Raw genomic sequence first — 18,231 nt, forward strand, 5'->3', positions numbered from 1 at the left:
TTCAAACCCCAATTTTTTCACGGAAAGCATGATAACGGTATCGAATCTGGAAGTACAATTCGGCAAACGCGTCCTGTTCAAGGACGTCAACCTCAAATTCACCCCCGGCAACTGCTACGGCGTGATCGGCGCCAACGGAGCCGGCAAATCGACCTTTCTGCGCGTGCTCAGCGGCGACGTCGACCCCACCCGCGGCAGCGTCTCATTCGGTCCGGGCGAACGGCTTTCCGTGCTTAAACAGGACCACTTCGAGTACGACCAGTACACCGTGCTCGACACCGTGCTGATGGGCCACCAGCCCCTATGGCAGATCATGCAGGAGAAAAACGCCCTCTACGCCAAAGAGGACTTCTCGGACGAAGACGGCATCCGCGCCGCCGAACTCGAAGAGAAATTCGCCGAGATGGAGGGTTGGAATGCCGAAAGCGATGCCGCCGAACTGCTCAGCGGTCTCGGCATCAAGGAGTCGCTCCACTACTCGCTGATGGGCGACCTCAACGCCAAGGAGAAGGTGCGCGTGCTGCTGGCCCAGGCACTGTTCGGCAAGCCCGACAACCTGCTGCTCGACGAGCCCACCAACGACCTGGACGTCAACACCATCATGTGGCTCGAAAACTACCTCTCGAACTACGAGAATACGGTGCTGGTCGTATCGCACGACCGCCACTTCCTCGACGCCGTCAGCACCCATACCATCGACATCGACTACAGCGACATCAACCTCTTTGCCGGCAACTACAGTTTCTGGTACCAGTCGAGCCAGCTGGCCGCCCGTCAGCAGGCCCAGCAGAACAAGAAAGCCGAAGAGAAACGCAAAGAGCTGATGGAATTCATCCAGCGTTTCTCGGCCAACGTCGCCAAATCGAAACAGACCACCTCGCGCAAAAAGATGCTCGAAAAACTCAACATCGAGGAGATCAAACCGTCGATGCGCAAATATCCCGGCATCATTTTCCAACCGGAACGCGACCCCGGGACGAAGATTCTGGGCGTGGACGGCCTGAGTTACTCGACCCCGGACGGCGAGACGCTGTTCCGTAACCTCTCGTTCACCATCGAGAAGGGTGACAAGGTGGTATTCCTCTCGCGCGAGCCGCGTGCCGTTACGGCGCTGCTGGAATGCATCACGGGCAACCTCCAGCCCGAAGAGGGGATGATCGAATGGGGCGTGACCATCAAATCGGCCTACCTGCCGGTCAACAACACGGCCTACTTCAACTCCGATCTTTCGATCATCGACTGGCTGGCCCAGTTCTCGCCCGACACCAGCGAGCTCTTCCTGCGCGGCTACCTCGGCAAGATGCTCTTCAGCGGCGAAGAGGTGTACAAAAAGGTGAGCGTGCTGTCCGGGGGCGAGAAGATGCGCTGCATGATCGCGCGGATGATGATCGAGAACCCCAATACGCTGATTTTGGACTCGCCGACGAACCACCTCGACCTGGAGTCGATCCAGGCGTTCAACAACTCGCTGGTATCGTTCCCGGGCATCGTGCTGATGACGTCGCACGACCACGAATTTATCGAGACGGTGGCCAACCGGATCATCGAGATCACGCCCTACGGCATGGTCGACAAATACATGGAGTACGACGAGTACATCATGAGCGAGAAGATCCAGACGCAGTTGAACCGGCTTTACAACGGCGATTAACGGCAGAGGTACCGCCCAGGTGACACCTTCACCCAACAAGTGTCGATGACCCACTCGTTTAGGATGCGCAGCATCCGCCGAAAAGTTCTTTGGGTCCCTTTCTTACAAGAAAGGGACGGTTCCACACAGTGCAGGACAAGTATCTGCGCCGTACGCGACTGCCGCTTTTTAACTGCGTTTTCCTCGCACTACCTCGCCAAACCCCGCAAGCGGTTTCTGGTCTCGGCACGTTGCTCGGTTGTAAAAAGCGGCACCAAAAACTTTTGAGATGGCAGCCTCTACCCCCAGTAGGTCGATGACCCGCCGTTTAGGATGCGCAGCATCCGACGAAAAGTTCTTTGGGTCCCTTTCTTACAAGAAAGGGACGGTTCCGTATAGTGCGAGACAAGTATCTGCGCCGTACGCGACTGCCGCTTTTTGTAAAAAGCGGCACCAAAACTTTTGAGATGGCAGCCTCTACCCCAACTGGTCGGTGATGCCAGTACCCGCAAAACCAGATAAAAGTCGACACCCATGATCGACGAAACGACCCGACAACAAGTCAAAGAAAAAGTGGCCCTGCTGCCCGACAGCCCCGGCGTTTACCAGTTCCTGAACGCCGAAGGGACCATTATCTATGTCGGCAAGGCCAAAAACCTCAAACGTCGAGTCAGTTCCTATTTCGTCAGCCGCGCCGACCACACCCGCAAGGTGCAGGTAATGGTGCGGCAGATCGCCGACCTGCGCCACATCGTCGTCGGCAGCGAAGCCGACGCCCTGCTGCTCGAAAACAACCTCATCAAAGAGCTCCAGCCACGCTACAACATCCTGCTCAAGGACAGTAAAAGCTATCCGTGGATCGTGGTCAAAAACGAGCCCTTCCCGCGCATCTTCTCCACCCGGAAGTTCGTCAAGGACGGTTCGTCGTACTTCGGCCCCTACTCGTCGGTGACCATGCAACGCGCCGTGCTCGAACTGATCCGCGGCCTCTACCCTTTGCGGACCTGCAAACTGAACCTCAGCCCGCAGGCCATCTCTAAAGGGACCTACTCCGTCTGCCTCGAATACCACATCGGCAACTGCCTCGGCCCCTGCGTCGGCCAGCTCAGCGAAGAGGCGTATGCCGACTACATCGCCAGCGCGAAAAACATCCTGCGCGGCGACCTGCGTCCGGCCCAGGAGTACTTCACGGCCGAGATGAAACGGCTGGCCGCGGGGCTCCACTTCGAACAGGCCGCCCAGGTCAAGGAGAAACTGGAGCTGCTCTCCAACTACAGCAGCCGCTCGGTGATCGTCAGCGCCACGCTCACCAACCTCGAAGTCGTGTATGTGCTGAACGACGAAGGAGCCTCGTTCTGCAACCACATGCGGATCGTCCACGGAGCCGTGGTCCACTCCTTCACCTTCGAGATGCGGGGACGTCTCGACGAGACCCCCGACGAACTGCTCGCCTTCGCGCTGGGCCAGATTTTCGCCGACGCCCGTGAAGCCGGAACGCCGCTCCCGCGCGAAATGATCGTCCCGCTGCAACCCGACCCGGAACTCTTCCCCACCGTCAATTTCACCGTTCCGCAGCGCGGCGACAAACTCGAACTGCTCCGGCTGGCCGAGAAAAACTGCAAACTGGCCCGCCTCGAGAAGTTCAAACAGATCGAGAAGACCGATCCCGACCGCCACACCGACCGCATCATGGCCAAGATGCAGAAGGACCTGAAGCTGCCCGTCGAACCGCGCTACATCGAGTGCTTCGACAACTCCAACATCCAAGGGACCAACCCCGTCGCCTCGTGCGTCGTGTTCCGCGACGGACGCCCCAGCCGCAAGGACTACCGCCATTTCAACATCAAGACCGTCGTGGGAGCCAACGACTTCGCCTCGATGGAGGAGGTGCTCACCCGACGTTACGGACGGCTGCTGGCCGAAAATCAGCCGCTGCCCGACCTGATCGTGATCGACGGCGGCAAGGGGCAGCTTTCGTTCGCCTTCACGGCACTGGAAAAACTGGGGCTACGGGGCAAAGTATCGGTCGTGGGGCTGGCCAAACGTATGGAGGAGGTTTACTTCCCGGGCGACCCGCTTCCGCACTACCTCGACAAAACGGGCGAATCGCTGCGCATTCTGATGCACATCCGTGACGAGGCCCACCGCTTCGGGATCACGTTCCACCGTCAAAAACGGTCGATCAATTTCCTGAAATCCGAATTGGAGAGTGTTCCGGGGCTGGGCAAGACCTCGATCGACCGCCTGCTGAAACGCTACCGGACGCTGGCGCGGATGTCGCGCACGCCCGAGCCCGAACTGGCCGAGCTGATCGGCCCGCAGCGGGCACGCATTCTGCTCGATTATCTGCACCAAAGGGCGAGCACAGCCGCCGGTTCCGATTCCATCACCGATTCCGTTTCCGATACATCGGCCCAATAATCCAAACGGCTCCTTGTGCGACGGCAGAGGTGCGCCGCGGCCCGGTTACGGTTCTTCGGCGGGCGGAAGTCTACGGTCGCTCTCTCCCCAGTTGGGCACCATACACAAACAGTTCGCGGGGCATCAGGTAGATTTACCTGATGCCCCGCGAACTGTTTCGATATTTTCCGACGGAGATTGGCTTCAAGGCTCTCCGAATCAACGACTACGAGCTCCGGCCCCTCGTCCCTGCCCCTCTCCTCTGTCCGAAGCCTCACTCACCACCACCGAGCTTCACCTCTCGCCCCTCGCACATCTGCTCTCCGTCATACTCCCGCCGGGCGACTCGCACCAACCGTACTCGCCCCCCCGGGAGAGGGAAACTATTTGATACGTTCGTAGTATTCGCGGGTACGGGTATCGACGCGGATCTTTTCACCGGTGTTGATGAACAGCGGTACTTTGATGGTGGCGCCGGTTTCGACGGTAGCGGGTTTGAGGGCATTCGACGAAGCGGTATCGCCTTTCAGACCGGGTTCGGTGTAGGTCACTTCCATTTCGACGAGCTGGGGCAGTTCGGCCGAAAGCACCTGTTCGTTGTCGGTACGGAACATGACTTCGACGATTTCACCCTCTTTCATCAGGTCGGCGTTGTCGATCAGTTTTTTGTCGATGACGATCTGTTCGAAGGTTTCGGTGTGCATGAAGTTGGCACCCAAGTCGTCTTCGTAGAGGAATTGGTAGGGGCGGCGTTCGACACGTACCGGTTCGATCGGGGCGCCGGCAGTGAAGGTGTTATCGATCGTGCGACCGTTTTCCAGGTTTTTGAGTTTCGTGCGCACGAAGGCAGGGCCTTTGCCCGGTTTCACATGCTGGAAATCGACGATCTGGCAGGTTTTGCCGTTGAAGTCGATGCACATCCCGATTTTAATGTCTGCGGTAGTTGCCATATATGGTTTTGTTTTTTAGATGGAACAAGTATGAATTGGAGGTGCAAAGGTATGAAAAAGACGGGTTTTACGCAAACATGGGGCGTATCCACTCCACGACCACGGCCCACCCGACGAATCGGGCCGTTTTGCCGATCAGCATGAAGAGGGCCACCTGCCAGACGTTGACCTTGTAGAAGCCCAGCCCCAGGGCGAAAAGATCGCCCACCAGCGGCAGCCACGACAGGAATGCGAGCCACGAGCCCCAGCGGTCGATGCGGGATTTCTGATGTTCGAGGGTTTCGCGCTTGACCTTGAACCACTTTTCGATCCACTCCCATTTTCCGGCGCGTCCCATCCAGTAGGAGATCATGCCGCCGCTCCAGTTGCCGAGCGAGGCGACCACCACGGTCCAGACGACGTTTCCGCCGGCAGCCAGCATACCGATCAGCAGAAAATCCGAGCTGAAGGGGATAACGGTCGCCGCCAGCAGCGAACCGATAAAGAGTCCGAGGTATCCCAGATTGAGCAGCCACTCCATGTGTTTCCGACCGTCTTGCTTGTGTGTGTTTAGAGTTCGATGCTCCGGCAGCGCAACCCGGCCTGCTGGATCGCCTCCAGCACACGCGGCAGAGCGTAATAGAGGTTTCGGGAGGCTTTGACCGAGTCGTGAAACACGACGATCGACCCTTCGTGCAGGTGACGCGTGACGTTGAGCACGCAGGCTTCGGGCGAAACGGCCCGCGAATAGTCGCGGCTCAGCACGTCCCACATGATGATATGGTAACGTTCCGAGATGCGCCGCATCTGGCTGCGGGTGATCCGCCCGTAGGGCGGCCGGTAGAGGTTGGTCCGGATCAGTTCGTTGGCCAGGTCGGCATCCTCGATATAGCGTCCGGTGGGGGTTCCCCACCCTTTGATGTGGCTGTAGGAGTGGTTGCCGACAGCGTGGCCGCGGGCCTTGATTTTCCGGAAAATGTCGGGACGAAGGTCAACGTTCTTACCGAGGCAGAAGAAGGTCGCCTTGGCGTCGTACTGGTCGAGCGTGTCGAGCACCCACTCGGTCACCTCGGGGGTGGGACCGTCGTCGAAGGTCAGAAAGATCGATCCGCGCTCGCTGAGGTTCCAGTTCAGCTCGGGAAAAAGACGTTTGATGAATTTCGGGGGGCGAAAATACATACCGATGTCGCGCTGAGGGGATTACGGTTCAATGTGGCAAAGATAACCAAATTGTCGCAGGTAAGGATACGCGGTTCGCGCTTCCCTGCCGGGCTACGCCTGCGGAACCAGTGTTTAAGACAAAAACTGCGAAACAAGGGTTACGCCCCCCAAACGGGAAGAAACGCTAAGGGGTGGGCACACTGCGAACCTCTCCATGTCCTATTCCCATTTATTCCAACGTCTCCCCGCCGCCCGGTTTGCCGACCCGTTCGCCGCCCCGTTCGTTCGCCGCCCCGTTCGTTCGCCGCCCCCTCGCAGCCAAACCGCTGAAACGGTTTCCCCTAACAGCGAGAAGACCCCGGCAATCCTCAGCCCCCGGCAACCGCACCTTCGATCGGTTCCTCCCCCCCTGCACGCGACCCGCTGGCTTTCTAAAGCAACGGATAGAGGGTTTCGAGTGCGATGCCGCGCGAACCTTTCACCAGCACATGGGCGTCCCGAATGGTTACCTCGCCCCGCTTCAGCGCATCGGCCAAAGCGGCGGAGGATTCGAACACCTGTACATGACCGGGGCAGGTTTCGCCGGCCGCTTTCGTAAATTCGGGACCGACCAGATAGACGTCCAGATCGGGCTGGAGCGAAAGACGCTCGACCACGGCACGATGTTCAGCCTCAGAGAAGTCGCCCAGTTCACGCATGTCGCCCAGAACCACCACGCGCCGACCCGCGACGGGCAGCCCGAAAAAGTTGTCCAGAGCGGCGGCCATGCTCGACGGATTGGCATTGTAGGCATCCTTGTAGAGCGTATTGCCGGTGGCGTTGGCCGAGTGTTCGACCTGCGAACGGTTGTTGTCGGGTTCGTATCCAGCGACAGCACGAAGGGCATCGACCGGCTCGACGCCGAAATATCGTCCCACGGCCAGAGCGGCAGCCGCATTGTAAAGGTTGTAGGCACCGGTCATGCCGGTCGCCATCTCGCCGGCGCCGTCGGCCACAATCACCAGCCGATCGTCGTGCGTGCCGGCGGCTGCAGACACACCGAGTTCAGCCACGGTATATCCCACGGCCACGGCACTGGAGCCCTCCCCGAAACGTTCGGCGATCATGGAGGCGAGGGTCGTATCGTCGGAGCGGTAGATGGCCGTACCGCCATGCGCAGCGAGGTAGTCGAACAGTTCGCCTTTGCCGCGACGCACCCCTTCGGGGCTACCGAAGCCCTCCAGGTGGGCCCGTCCAACGTTGGTCACCAACCCGATGTCGGGCCGAGCGATGGCACAAAGGGCGGCGATCTCGCCGGGATGGTTGGCCCCCATCTCGACAATGGCCACGTCGTCCTGGTCGCTCACGCTGAGCAACGTCAACGGTACGCCGATGTGATTATTGAGATTGCCCTTCGTACAGGCTACCCGGTAACGGGTGCGCAACACACGGGCCATCAGTTCTTTGGTGGTGGTCTTACCGTTGCTGCCGGTCAGGGCGATCACGGGCAGCCCCAGCATATCACGATGGTGGGCAGCGAGCTCCTGCAACGCTGCCAGGGTATCCTTCACGACAATGTAACGGTGGGCCTCCTCGGAATCGGCCGCAACGCCCCGGGGCATTTTGCCGTGTACGACGGCTGCCACGGCTCCATCGGCCACGGCCTGACGGGCATAGTCGTTGCCGTCGAAGTTCTCGCCCTGCAAGGCAAAGAAAATGGGCCCCACACCGTCATGTTCGGCACTCTGGGCCGCCACACTCCGGCTGTCGGTGGTCACCCGACCGCCATTCTCGCAATACAATTCGTAGAGTCTAGATAAACTCTTCCCCAAAACGGTATTTGACATCTTCCACGTAATTTCGAATATTCTGCTCGTTGCTGCGGCGGCAGATGAGCAGGGCGTTGTCCCGTTCGATGACCAGATAGTCCTCGAGCCCCTCGACAACGGCCACTTTTCCCTCGGGAACGTTGACAATCGTCCCCCGGGTGTTGTAGGTCAGAATGTTTCCGCCCCCGCCGAGCACGTTCTCCTGTTCGTCATGCCGGGCATGAAGGTAGAGCGAGCCCCAGGTACCGATGTCGCTCCATCCGAAGTCGCCGCAACGGACATAGACATCGGGCGATTTCTCCATCACGCCGTAGTCGATCGATATGTTCTCGCACGAGGGGTAAATGGCGTCGATAAACGACTGTTCGGTAGCAGTTCCGTAGTCGGCACGGCCGGCCGCAAAACGGGCGTTCATCTCGGGCAGGTAGGTCTCCAGGGCATGCAGAATGCCGGGCACGGACCAGATAAAAATACCGGAGTTCCAAAAGAATTCGCCGCTCTCGACGAACACGCGGGCCATCTCAAGATTGGGTTTCTCGGTAAAGGTTTTGACTTTGCAGATGGCGGTGCCTTCGGTTTCGGGACGGGGAGTCCGGTCGACCTGAATGTAGCCGTATCCGGTCTCGGGACGCGAAGGTTTGATCCCGATGGTCAGCAGTTTCCGATTCCCGCTGACGAACTCGAATCCTTCGCGGACGATCTTCAGGAACTCGGTCTCGCCGGTGATCAGGTGGTCGGAAGCGGCAACGACAATGTTGGCCTGCGGGTCGCGGGCGGCGATCCGGTAGGCGGCATAGGCCACACACGGAGCGGTATTGCGCCGCACGGGTTCGGTAAGCACCTGTTCCGGAGTCAGTTCGGGCAGGTGCCGCAACACCATATCCTTGTACTGCGCACTGGTGACCACCAGGAAGTTTTCCGGCGGCACCACAGGCAACAGCCGTTCATAGGTGCTGCGAATGAAACTTTTCCCAGTCCCTAATACGTCAATGAATTGCTTGGGTTTTTGACTCTTGCTCAACGGCCAAAAGCGGCTACCGACTCCGCCGGCCATAATCACGCAGTAGTTATTGTGTTGGGCCATTTTCAGATAATGAATGTCATGGGTTTATCGTTCAAAGATAAGGCATAATTCTCATTCGGCATATCCTTTGCTGCTTTTTCATTACCTTTGTCAGCAAGCGGTACTTTATGCCGACACTCCGGAAACGAGTGACACGGAGGGACAAAGGAGGCTGCCAGAGAGCTTGCCGAGGGGGGATATTCCGATGCAACCCGAAGCCCGACGGCTGGAGACGGCATACTGCTCCGGGAAGAGAACCGCCAACCCTCCCCTCCCGCAACGGACCGAGCGTCCCGGGAACCACACCGCCATTCCGGATCCCCGGCAGCCGATCCGCCGGCAAAACAAACAGAAACGACACACAACGATGAGCATACTCAAAGAGACAGGCGAATACCTGATGTTGATGAAGAAAGTGTTCTCGCGCCCCGAGAAGCTCTCGATCTACCGCAAACGGACACTGTTCGAGATGGAGGCCATCGGTCTGAACTCGATCGGCATCGTCGCCATCATCTCGATTTTCATGGGCGCCGTGGTAGTCATCCAGATGGCCAACAACCTCGAAAGCCCCTTCATTCCCAAGATGATGATCGGCTACGCGACCCGTGAATCCCTCGTGCTGGAGTTCAGTTCTACCATCGTGGCCCTGATCCTGGCCGGGAAGGTGGGGTCGAACATTGCCTCCGAGATCGGCACCATGCGCATCACCGAACAGATCGACGCCCTGGAGATCATGGGGGTCAACTCAGCCAGCTACCTGATCCTGCCCAAGGTGGTTGCCGCCGCCTTCTTCTTCCCGCTGCTGACCATCATGAGTATGATCATCGGCGTGATCGGCGGCTACGTGGTGGTACAAATCACCCAGATCTTCCCGCCGTTCGAATACGTTTCGGGGATCCGGTACGCCGTCAACACCTTCTACATCACCTACTCCATCATCAAAGCCTGCATCTTCGGGATCATGATCTCGACCATATCGGCCTACTACGGCTACTACGCCAAGGGCAACTCGCTCGAGGTGGGCCGTTCCAGCACCCGCGCCGTGGTGGTCAGCAGCATCGTGATTCTGATCCTCGACCTGGTACTCACCCAAATCATGCTGATCGACTGATGATACAAGCCATAGACATCTGTAAATCATTCGAAGGCCGTTTGGTGCTCGACCACGTATCGGCCACCTTCCAACCCGGCAAGACCAACCTGATCATCGGCCAGAGCGGATCGGGCAAAACCGTGCTGCTCAAGAGTCTCGTCGGCCTCCACCAGATCGACAGCGGACAGATCCTCTACGACAAACTCTGCTTCAGCGGAGCTCCCCTCGAGGTCAAACGCGAGATCCGACAGAAACTCGGCATGATCTTTCAGGGCGGCGCCCTGCTCGACTCCTCGACCGTGATCGAGAACGTGATGTTCCCGCTGGACCTCTTCACCGACATGTCGCAGAGCGAGAAGGAAGATCGGGCGAACTTTTGCCTGCAACGCGTCAACCTCACCAACGCCAACCACCTCTACCCGTCGGAGTTGAGCGGCGGGATGATCAAACGTGTGGCCATCGCCCGCGCCATCGTGATGAACCCGCAGTACCTCTTCTGCGACGAGCCCAACTCCGGTCTCGACCCCAAGACCTCGGTGGTGATCGACAACCTGATTCAGGAGATCACCCAGGAGTACAACATCACCACCATCATCAACACCCACGACATGAACTCCGTGATGGAGATCGGCGACACCATCATCTTCATCTACCAGGGCCGCAAATGGTGGGAAGGGACCAAGGACGACATCCTCGACACTGACAACAAAGAGCTCGAAGCCTTCATTTTCGCCTCGGCCATGGCGCGAAAAGTCCGCAACAACCGCAACAAATAGACACGGACCGGTCGGCAGACACCCCCATTCCGACACTCCGCAAGTCGAGGGAACAACCTCCCCGCGGCCTCGCTTGCCATCAGCCTGCGGAGTTTCGCTGTGCTGCCCGTGACATTCGGCCGTTTCATTATCCGCCATTGCCCGCCCATATTCGCAATTGGGGCATCGTACACCCTATTTTTCCGGCCGGATAACCGGGAGGGCTGCACCACCCGAGCCTGCGTCGACCGTACAATCCCGGTAGGAAAAGCGGACACCGTTTGAAAGCACGGAACACTGCATGAAAATACAAGAAGTGCAACCGATTCAGCCGCCGATTCCCGCGCGGATGTCCGGCTGCACTTTTTTGTTCGAGCACAGGCAGAACGCGACAAACGCAAACGGGTCCCAATGTATCACGGATTCTCCCCCCACATTACCATCCGCAATTACTGGTTCTGCTCCCCATTCCGCCAGAGACACAACTTCACCTGCACCCGTTATCCAACCTCGAACATGCCCCGACACGACACGCCCGACACGGCTAATGGCACTACTTCACCAGCCGTCACAGCCCCGTAAACCTGCGAAAATCGTACCTTTGCAGCATAGCGTTACACTCACACCCATGCGCAACCCCTATATCAGTTTTCTGCAAGCCTTCGGCATCGTGCTCGTCGTGGTCGGCCACGCCTTCCCCACCGACGGACACGACAACCTGCTATACCGGTGGATATACAGTTTCCACATGCCCCTGTGGGTTTTCCTCTCCGGCTACCTGCTCCGCTACACCGCACCCGCCGCTGCTCCCGGCACCTGTCCACTGGCCGGCATCCGGTTCGGCGGCCGAGGCGGATTCCTCGACAAAAAGGTCCGACGACTGCTCGTCCCCTACCTGCTGATCAGCACCTGCGTTTTTCTGCCCAAGGTGTGGCTCAGCCGCTGGGCCGTGAAACCCGTCGACCTCTCGTGGAGCGCCTACTTCGAAATGCTCCTCGTCCCCTCGAAAAACGTCATTGTCTACTACTGGTTCCTGCCCACCATCTTTATCCTGCTGACCGGCACCGTCCTGCTGGCCAAACTGCTGCGAACGGTCCGCCTCGGAGGACGCATCCCGCTGTGGGTATGGCCCTGTGCTGCACTGATACTTTCGATTTTCAACCCGTTGTCGGGTGTGCTTTGGCTCAACCTCGCCGGAGTCATCAAATTCGCCTTCTTCTTCGTACTCGGCATCGCCTACTGCACCTATCAGGACCGGATCGACCCGGCCCTCTACCTCGGCAGCCTTTGGACCTCACTCGGCTGGGGCGCCACCTCCGTAGTGCTCGTCGTCACCGGGTATGCCACCCTCGACCCGCTGATGGCCCAACTGACCGCCGTGTGCGGCATTCTGTTCGCCCTCTCCCTCGGCCACACCTACCTTCAGGCACGCCTCCGGCTGCTCGCTCCGCTTGACGGCGCCACCTACGCCATTTTCCTTTTCTCCTGGTTCCCGCAATCCGCCCTGCGCGTGCTCTGCTACGACATTGCCCACCTCACCCCCTGGATCGGCGTCATCGTCAGCTCGCTGGCCGGGATTCTCCTCCCGTGGCTGCTCTGGCGGGCCCTCCAGTACGGGAAACGGTGGACCGCGGGCCGATGGATCGCCCGGTTGGTCGGACAGTAAAACTTTCGTACCTTTAAGACCGTCAACCCCTTTCACTCGCCATGAAACGCACTATTCTCCTCTGCCTGCTCCTAACGACGACCCTCACCGTCGCCGCCCGACGCACGGCCGACACCTCGGCTACGCTCCGCGTGGCTTGCGTCGGCAACAGCATCACCTACGGAATCGGCGTCGAAAACCGCGAAACGAACTGCTACCCGGCCGTACTGGGACGACTGCTCGGCCCGGGCTACGAAGTGCGCAACTTCGGCCACAGCGGCGCCACCCTACTCAACAAAGGGCACAATCCCTACACCCGTACCCCGGAATACACCGCGGCACTGGCCTACCGGCCCGACATCGTCGTGATCCACCTCGGCATCAACGACACCGATCCCCGCAACTGGCCCCATTACCGCGACGAATTCATCCCCGACTACGCCGCCCTGATCGCCCGTTTCCGGGAAGCCAACCCCTCGGTACGCGTCTACGTCTGCCGCATGACCCCCATCGCACACCGTCACCCCCGTTTCAAGGCCGGCACCCGCGACTGGCACCAGCAGATTCAGGAGGCCATCGAAATCGTGGCCCAATCGCAGCATACCGGGCTGATCGACCTCGAATCGGTTCTGAAACCGCGTCCCGAACTGATTCCCGACGCCGTCCACCCCAACGCCGAAGGGGCCCGGCTGATTGCCGGACGGGTCTACAGCGCGATCACGGGAGATTTCGGCAAACTGCGCATGTCTCCGGTCTACACGGACAACATGGTACTTCAGCGCGGCCACATGATCCGCGTCGGAGGGGTGGCGAACGCCGGACGGCTGGTGACCGTGACCCTCTCCGACCAGGTTCCCGGCACCCGGCAGTCCCGACGCGCACCGGCCCCGACCCTCTACGCGACCGATACCGTGACGGCGGGCGAGGACGGGAAATGGGAAATGCACCTCCGGCTTCACGACCCGATACTGTCGGCCGTGCTGACCATCTCGACCCCCGACACCACGGCCATTTACCGCAACGTGGGCGTCGGCGAGGTGTGGATCGCCAGCGGCCAGTCGAACATGTCGTGGCCCGTGATCAACTCGGCCGAACGCCACGAAGCGCACCCCAATGCCCGTATCCGGCTGTTCCGGACCAATCCGACGTTCGCCCAGGAGGGCCGCGGGCCGCTGGACAGTACGGAGCTGTACCGGCTGAACCAGTTGGACTACATCCGCAATCCGCAGGGGTGGGTTCCGGCCAGCGACACGGCAGCCATGGAGGCATTCTCGGCAGTGGCCTGGTTTTTCGGTCAGATGCTGGCCGACTCGCTGGGGCCGCAGGTGCCCATCGGCCTCATCCAAACCTCGCTGGGAGGCGCCACGGCCGAAGGATTCGTGGCACGAAACACGCTGGAAAACGACCCCGCCCTGGTCGACCTGCTCTACGACTGGCGCAATAACGAAATGACGGGAGCCTGGGTCAGATCGGTCATCCAGAACAACCTGCAGAAGGTTTCCAACCCCCTGCAACGCCACTACTTCGAACCGGCCTACCTGTACGAAAGCCGAATTGCTCCGCTGGCTGCCGGGTACGATGTACAGGGGTTCATCTGGTATCAGGGCGAAAGCAATGCCGAGTTTCCCGAACTGCACGAAAAGATTTTCCCGGCCGTGGTCAAGAGCTTCCGCGAAGCGTTCGACCGGAATTATCCCGGTCTGAAACCATCCTTCTATTTCGTACAGCTCTCGTCGCTGAACCGCCCCAGCTGGCCGGAGTTCCGCGACAGCCAGCGGCAACTCGAAAAAAGCCTTTACTGGTACGAAAATGTTCTCATGGTCGTCAGCTCAGATTTGGGCGACTCGACCGACGTACATCCCCGTCACAAAAAACCAATCGGCGAACGACTGGCCCTCAAAGCATTGGCCAGGGAATACAGACATAACATTCAAGACTTCGAGTCCCCGCAATGCGTAGATATTCTCCGACATTGCGACACACTCATCCTGACATTCAGCCAACCACTGACCACCTTGGATGGCGAAGCACCCCGAACATTCGAAATCGCCAGCCACAACGGCATTTACCATCCGGCCAAGGCCCTGATCGACGGGAAGAAAGTCTACGTCATCGATTCAGAAGCCACGCTCCCGCCACCATCCGTATCCGGTCCTTCGATATGGGTACGTTACGGCTGGCAGCCCTACACGCGAGCCAATCTCTGCGGCGCAGGCCCCCACAAACAGCCGGTGTCGACATTCAGGAAGAGGTGCCAGGTTATCAAACTGTATTAGCCAACCCGGACAAACCACCGCAGCAACTCGGTGCCATTATCGCAATTTCCGACTAAAAAACTATCTTTGTTACCGGAGCGTCTGGTTGCAGACCCGAACCACACGAAACAAACCAACAACCCAATAAATTTCTATGAAAAAATCCCTTTTGAGCCTTGCGGCAGTCGCGGCCGGAGCCATGCTCCTGAGCAACACCGCCCAAGCCCAAACCTTCACCGAATGGCAGGACCCGGCGGTGAACGAGATCAACCGAGCCCCCATGCGAGCCTCCTACTTTGCCTACGAGACCCCTCAAAAAGCGCAGAGCGGCGACCCCACAGCCTCCGACCGATTCTTGTCGCTCAACGGCAAGTGGAAATTCTTCTTCGTCGAAAACGCCGACCAGCGCCCCGTCGACTTCTATAAAACCGACTACGACTCCAAAGGATGGGCCACGATCTCCGTCCCCGGCATCTGGCAGGTGAACGGCTACGGCGACCCGGTCTACATCAACCCCGGCTACCCGTGGAGCAACATCACCCGCCCCACTCCGCCCCAGATCCCCACACAGGACAACTACGTCGGCTCGTACATCCGTGAAGTGACCGTCCCGGCCGACTGGAAAGGCGATGCCATCTACATCCACTTCGGGAGCGTCACCTCGAACCTCTACCTGTGGGTAAACGGCAAGTTCGTCGGCTACAGCGAAGACAGCAAACTCGGCGCCGAATTCGAACTGACCAAATACCTCGTTCCGGGTCAGGAGAACAAGATCGCCTTCCAGGTGTTCCGCTGGTGCGACGGCAGCTACCTCGAAGACCAGGACTTCTGGCGTCTGAGCGGCGTGGCTCGCGACGTCTATATGTACGCCCGTCCGCAGACCCGTCTGGGCGACATCCGCGTCGTAACGGAACTCGACGACCAGTATAAGGACGCTACCCTCAAAGTCGACGCCGAAGTGCTGAACGCCAACGGTTCGACCCGCGTTGACATCGCCCTGACCGACCCGTCGGGCCGCACCGTCGCCACGCAGGAGGGGCTCAAACCCGAAAAAGGGGCCGTGAAAGTGGAAATCCCCGTCACCGACCCGCAGAAATGGAGCGCCGAAACCCCCACCCTCTACCAACTGCTCGTGACCGTCAACCCGGCCAACGGCAAAGAGGCCGTGAGCGAATACATCCCCGTGAAAGTCGGCTTCCGCCGGATCGAGATCAAGAACTCGCAGGTGCTCGTCAACGGACAGCCCGTACTCTTCAAGGGTGCCGACCGCCACGAAATCGACCCCACCTACGGTTACCACGTGCCGCGCGAGACGATGCTCAAGGACATTGAACTGCTCAAACAGTTCAACTTCAACGCCGTCCGCACCTCGCACTACCCGAACGACCCCTACTGGTACGAACTGTGTGACAAGTACGGGATCTACCTGGTGGACGAAGCCAACATCGAAGCCCACGGCATGGGCTACGACGAAGAGAACCTCGGCAGCGACCTGCGCTTCGAGCAAGCCCACATCCAGCGCGGTTCGCGCATGGCCATCCGCGACAAGAACCACCCGTCGGTGATCTTCTGGTCGCTCGGCAACGAATCGGGCGACGGCCACAACTTCCGTCAGGAATACCAATGGATTAAAGAGTACGACCCGACCCGCCCGGTGCAGTACGAACGCGGCATCTGGGACAACAAAGAACCCCACTACAGCGACATCTGGTGTCCGATGTACACCCGCGTGGCCGAAATGGAACAACTCGGCCGGAACCAGAACCCCAACGTCGACGGCCGTCCGGTGATCCTCTGCGAATACGCCCACGCCATGGGTAACTCGCTCGGCGGCTTCCAGGACTACTGGGACGTGATCCGCAAATACCCGAACCTCCAGGGCGGCTTCATCTGGGACTTCGTAGACCAGGCCCTGCGCGGATACGACCGCTACGGCAACATGATTTACACCTACGGCGGCGACTACGGCAAATACACCGTCTCGGACAACAACTTCAACAACAACGGTCTGATCAACCCCGACCGCAAGCCCAACCCCCACATGTACGAAGCCGGCTTCGTACAGCGCTCGATCCTGACCACCCCCGTCGACCTGCAAAAGGGTATCGTGGAGGTCTATAACGAAAACTTCTTCATCGACCTGTCGCGCTACTACATGGTATGGCAGCTCAAAGCCGACGGCGAGGTGGTTCGCCAGGGTACCGTCATGGAGCTGAACGTCGCCCCGCAACAACGCGCCCAAATCACCCTCCCGGGCTACTCCGTTCCGGCCGACGCCACCGGTGAACTGCTGCTCAACGTGGAATACCTGCTCAAACAACAGGACGGCATCCTGCCGGCCGGCACCGTCGTGGCCTACGACCAGATGAGCGTGCGCCCCTACGACGCCTGGACCGCCGAAGCCGCTCCGACCGCCGTGGCTCCCACCATCGAGCCCAACACCCGCGCCATCGTGGTGGTTGCCGGCGACAACAAGATCTACTTCAACCGCTGGACCGGCCTGCTGACCGACTACACGCTCGACGGCACCGAACTGGTCGAAACGGGCTGCACGCTGCGTCCGATGTTCTGGCGCGCCCCGACCGACAACGACATGGGTGCCGGCCAGCAGAACCGCTTCGCCCTCTGGAAAAATCCGGAGATGAAGCTCAAATCGATCAAAGACTCGACCCTCGCGAACGGCAACATCCAGGTGATCAGCACCTTCGATTTGCCCAAACTCTTCGCCACGCTCGAAATCAGCTACACGATCAACGGCGCGGGTGAGATCGGCGTGAAACAGAAACTGACGACCGATCCGGCTCAGGAAAAGATGCCCCACCTGTTCCGCTTCGGGATGGAACTGACCATGCCGGCCGCCTTCCGCACCATCGACTTCTACGGTCGCGGTCCGGTCGAAAACTACATCGACCGTCAGGGTGCCGCCAAGATCGGCCGTTACACGCAGTCGGTCGACGACCAGTACTGGGGTTACATCCGTCCGCAGGAGAGCGGCAACAAGAGCGACCTCCGCTGGTGGAAACAGACCAACGTGGACGGCGTCGGCCTGATGATCGAATCGAACGCACCGTTCGAAGCCTCGGCCCTGCCCTACGCCATGGACGATCTCGACGACGGCCCGAGCAAAGACCAGCGCCACTCCGGATCGCTCGTCAAACGCGACTTCGTGACGCTGAACATCGCCTCGAAACAGATGGGTCTGGGCTGCGAAGACAGCTGGGGTGCATGGCCGCTGCAGAAATATCTGCTGCCCTACGGCGATTATGAATTCGACTTTGTGATCAAGCCGGTTACCCGTCAGTAACACGAGACACACCTTCGCACCATCCCGTGCGTAACCGAAAGAAGGGGTCCCCGCCGAAGCGTTCGGCGGGGACCCCTTCTTTATGGCAGCAGCCATAATCAGCGAATCACAGACGAGAGAAAGTCCGTTTTGTCAACGGGAACGGGAGAGGTAAAACGATCGGCATTACGCCTTCGGAAAACAGGAGA

12 protein-coding genes are annotated in these 18,231 nt (G+C 59.4%); 7 read left to right on the forward strand and 5 right to left on the reverse strand.

The window, feature by feature from the left end; translation table 11 throughout:
• The first annotated feature begins 28 nt into the window (after window positions 1–28).
• Together BQ5379_RS06120 and uvrC are read left to right on the forward strand one after the other, a co-directional pair.
• A complete protein-coding gene (locus tag BQ5379_RS06120; RefSeq protein ID WP_071134620.1) occupies window positions 29–1,651 on the forward strand; it encodes an ABC-F family ATP-binding cassette domain-containing protein in 1,623 nt (540 codons plus the stop codon).
• Window positions 1,652–2,164: 513 nt separating this feature from the next.
• Window positions 2,165–4,051 (forward strand): excinuclease ABC subunit UvrC, encoded by a 1,887-nt coding sequence (gene uvrC, locus BQ5379_RS06125; RefSeq protein ID WP_071134621.1) that lies wholly within the window; start codon window positions 2,165–2,167, stop codon window positions 4,049–4,051.
• A 362-nt stretch (window positions 4,052–4,413) separates the two neighbouring features.
• Here the strand turns inward: uvrC and efp are convergent, their stop codons facing one another.
• The 5 genes from efp to BQ5379_RS06150 form a co-directional block, all read right to left on the reverse strand.
• Window positions 4,414–4,980, reverse strand: a complete 567-nt coding sequence (efp, locus tag BQ5379_RS06130) for an elongation factor P (RefSeq protein ID WP_071134622.1) — start codon at window positions 4,978–4,980, stop codon at window positions 4,414–4,416.
• A 67-nt stretch (window positions 4,981–5,047) separates the two neighbouring features.
• Window positions 5,048–5,500, reverse strand: a complete 453-nt coding sequence (locus BQ5379_RS06135) for a YqaA family protein (protein ID WP_071134623.1) — start codon at window positions 5,498–5,500, stop codon at window positions 5,048–5,050.
• 29 nt (window positions 5,501–5,529) lie between these two features.
• Complete coding sequence (locus BQ5379_RS06140) at window positions 5,530–6,138, reverse strand: polysaccharide deacetylase family protein (RefSeq protein ID WP_071134624.1); 609 nt, start codon at window positions 6,136–6,138, stop codon at window positions 5,530–5,532.
• A 413-nt stretch (window positions 6,139–6,551) separates the two neighbouring features.
• Entirely contained in the window at window positions 6,552–7,946 is a 1,395-nt protein-coding gene (locus tag BQ5379_RS06145; RefSeq protein ID WP_071134625.1) for a UDP-N-acetylmuramoyl-tripeptide--D-alanyl-D-alanine ligase, read from the reverse strand.
• Window positions 7,912–9,012 (reverse strand): mannose-1-phosphate guanylyltransferase, encoded by a 1,101-nt coding sequence (locus BQ5379_RS06150; RefSeq protein WP_071134626.1) that lies wholly within the window; start codon window positions 9,010–9,012, stop codon window positions 7,912–7,914. Before BQ5379_RS06150 ends, BQ5379_RS06145 begins: the two co-directional genes overlap by 35 nt.
• A 346-nt stretch (window positions 9,013–9,358) precedes the next feature.
• Here BQ5379_RS06150 and BQ5379_RS06155 point away from each other — a divergent pair, with 346 nt between their 5' ends.
• The 5 genes from BQ5379_RS06155 to BQ5379_RS06175 all read left to right on the forward strand — a co-directional run bounded on the left by BQ5379_RS06155 (window position 9,359) and on the right by BQ5379_RS06175 (window position 18,043).
• Window positions 9,359–10,102 carry an MlaE family ABC transporter permease gene (locus tag BQ5379_RS06155; protein ID WP_071135566.1) on the forward strand — a complete coding sequence of 248 codons (744 nt, stop codon included), beginning with the start codon at window positions 9,359–9,361 and terminating at the stop codon, window positions 10,100–10,102.
• Complete coding sequence (locus BQ5379_RS06160) at window positions 10,102–10,860, forward strand: ABC transporter ATP-binding protein (RefSeq protein WP_071134627.1); 759 nt, start codon at window positions 10,102–10,104, stop codon at window positions 10,858–10,860. Before BQ5379_RS06155 ends, BQ5379_RS06160 begins: the two co-directional genes overlap by 1 nt.
• A gap of 607 nt (window positions 10,861–11,467) precedes the next feature.
• Window positions 11,468–12,505, forward strand: a complete 1,038-nt coding sequence (locus BQ5379_RS06165; protein ID WP_071134628.1) for an acyltransferase family protein — start codon at window positions 11,468–11,470, stop codon at window positions 12,503–12,505.
• Window positions 12,506–12,546: 41 nt separating this feature from the next.
• A complete protein-coding gene (locus BQ5379_RS06170; protein ID WP_071134629.1) occupies window positions 12,547–14,760 on the forward strand; it encodes a GDSL-type esterase/lipase family protein in 2,214 nt (737 codons plus the stop codon).
• 133 nt (window positions 14,761–14,893) lie between these two features.
• Window positions 14,894–18,043 (forward strand): beta-galactosidase, LacZ type, encoded by a 3,150-nt coding sequence (locus BQ5379_RS06175; RefSeq protein WP_071134630.1) that lies wholly within the window; start codon window positions 14,894–14,896, stop codon window positions 18,041–18,043.
• Window positions 18,044–18,231 lie beyond the last annotated feature (188 nt).

Source organism: Millionella massiliensis, from assembly GCF_900104655.1.
GTDB lineage: Bacteria > Bacteroidota > Bacteroidia > Bacteroidales > Rikenellaceae > Rikenella > Rikenella massiliensis.

Coding starts and splice junctions, on each gene's coding strand:
- BQ5379_RS06120 (WP_071134620.1), top strand. CDS start 29: ATGATAACGGTATCGAATCTGGAAGTACAATTCGGCAAACGCGTCCTG.
- uvrC (WP_071134621.1), top strand. CDS start 2,165: ATGATCGACGAAACGACCCGACAACAAGTCAAAGAAAAAGTGGCCCTG.
- efp (WP_071134622.1), bottom strand. CDS start 4,980: ATGGCAACTACCGCAGACATTAAAATCGGGATGTGCATCGACTTCAAC.
- BQ5379_RS06135 (WP_071134623.1), bottom strand. CDS start 5,500: ATGGAGTGGCTGCTCAATCTGGGATACCTCGGACTCTTTATCGGTTCG.
- BQ5379_RS06140 (WP_071134624.1), bottom strand. CDS start 6,138: ATGTATTTTCGCCCCCCGAAATTCATCAAACGTCTTTTTCCCGAGCTG.
- BQ5379_RS06145 (WP_071134625.1), bottom strand. CDS start 7,946: ATGTCAAATACCGTTTTGGGGAAGAGTTTATCTAGACTCTACGAATTG.
- BQ5379_RS06150 (WP_071134626.1), bottom strand. CDS start 9,012: ATGGCCCAACACAATAACTACTGCGTGATTATGGCCGGCGGAGTCGGT.
- BQ5379_RS06155 (WP_071135566.1), top strand. CDS start 9,359: ATGAGCATACTCAAAGAGACAGGCGAATACCTGATGTTGATGAAGAAA.
- BQ5379_RS06160 (WP_071134627.1), top strand. CDS start 10,102: ATGATACAAGCCATAGACATCTGTAAATCATTCGAAGGCCGTTTGGTG.
- BQ5379_RS06165 (WP_071134628.1), top strand. CDS start 11,468: ATGCGCAACCCCTATATCAGTTTTCTGCAAGCCTTCGGCATCGTGCTC.
- BQ5379_RS06170 (WP_071134629.1), top strand. CDS start 12,547: ATGAAACGCACTATTCTCCTCTGCCTGCTCCTAACGACGACCCTCACC.
- BQ5379_RS06175 (WP_071134630.1), top strand. CDS start 14,894: ATGAAAAAATCCCTTTTGAGCCTTGCGGCAGTCGCGGCCGGAGCCATG.